This is a genomic window from Roseburia sp. MSJ-14 (genome assembly GCF_018918225.1).
Taxonomy (GTDB): domain Bacteria; phylum Bacillota; class Clostridia; order Lachnospirales; family Lachnospiraceae; genus Petralouisia.
Map to the genome: position 1 here is coordinate 1 of NZ_JAHLQD010000025.1, position 1,552 is coordinate 1,552.

Genomic DNA, 1,552 nt, shown 5'->3' on the forward strand with positions numbered 1-1,552 from the left:
GTCAGATACCTACCCTGTGTAGTCCCTTGTAAACTGTACTTTGTTAATGTTGTAATAATGTCATACATTTCACCAATTAAATCTGAATATCTATTTATTTCTTCAATAGTCTTTACAACTTCATTTTCGGCAAGTTTCATTTCTTCTTCATCATCAGAAAAAATACCCAAACTTCTTTCTAAATTATATTTTAGCCAGTCAAACCTGCCAACTAAATTACCTAAAATAAAATCATACCAATCAACTTTTTCAATGCTTCTGTATTTAAAATACTCTATAAATATTGCTCTAAATTGTTCTTCACAAAAACTATTACTTAAAAAACCGGACCAACATAATGCGGTTTCTAATAATTCCATTTCCGGATTTGCAACTCCTGCACATTCCCAATCAATAATGATAGGATTTCCATTATTCCACATTACATTTTTGGGATCCATATCTCTATGGCATATTGTTTGATTTTTATTTGAAGCATTGAACCTCTCATTTGCTCTTTTATGTATAGAATCATACTTCTTATAATTCTTTAAGAATACACGTTTATATGACATTTTATTAAAATTAGGATTATTTATATAGCTTTCCCAATCATATAATTTTGTATATTCTACTCCATTAGGCTCTAATCCTATTTCTTTATAATTCAAAGAATGAATATGTGCTAACACATTTCCTATTTTCATACAATGTTCAATCGTTATTTCATCATCTTTTAGTGTTTTACCATCTACATAGTCAAATACCATATAGTACACATCATCTAATTTAGTTACATAATTACCCTCAATATCTAACGCGCCGGATACGGGTATTCCATTTTTCTTTGCAAGATTAGAAACTGATTCTGATTCGACAAAATTGCTGTACGATTCTTTTCTGGACATAACTTCCGGATTTAATACTTTAACACAATAAATACCTTTATCCGTTTCAACTTTAAACATTTTGTGCATTAGACCGCCGGATACTTTATTAATACTTATTACTTTACCGAGTCCATATTTTTTACAAAATTTTTCTATATTCATTTTATTTGACCTTTCAAATATCGTACTCTTATCTTACCATAAAACCATAAATATAGCAATAGAAGACGCCGCCAAGCAGGAGATTATCCCACTTGGCGACTGTGCATATTAGGTGTAAATCAACTCTGCATTTACAAGCTCCGTTGCACGGTTGCGGATATTGTTCATACACTTAACCCACAGCATTTGATTTTCTGCTTTGAGCCGTTCGGTTACGCCTTCCTTTTCGGCAAGTTGTTTTACTAACCGAAAAAACATATCCTCTGCCTGTTCATCAATATTGGCAAGGTAAGCAGTGAGCTTACAGCTTGTCAGCAAGTTCGTATAGCGAATTTTATAATACTTCTCAATGTATCGTAAATGCCGTTTGCCCCAAATCCCAATTTCTACCTTAGGTTGTTCAGGCAATCTCAGGTCGGGCAACAGATAATCGCCTTGTTGTGTATAGCTGATTTCAAAATTGTGTTTCATTATAGAATCCTCCAAAAATATATTCATACATCTGTCTCTTATACACATCT

General features: G+C 32.3%; 2 protein-coding genes. Both read right to left on the minus strand.

The window, feature by feature from the left end; genetic code table 11:
* Positions 1-1,031 (minus strand): phosphotransferase (locus tag KQI83_RS09850; protein WP_216557159.1); only part of this gene is annotated, 1,031 nt, incomplete at its 3' end.
* Between the two features lie 108 nt (positions 1,032-1,139).
* Positions 1,140-1,502 (minus strand): TnpV protein, encoded by a 363-nt coding sequence (locus tag KQI83_RS09855; protein WP_216557160.1) that lies wholly within the window; start codon positions 1,500-1,502, stop codon positions 1,140-1,142.
* Between the last annotated feature and the right edge of the window lie 50 nt (positions 1,503-1,552).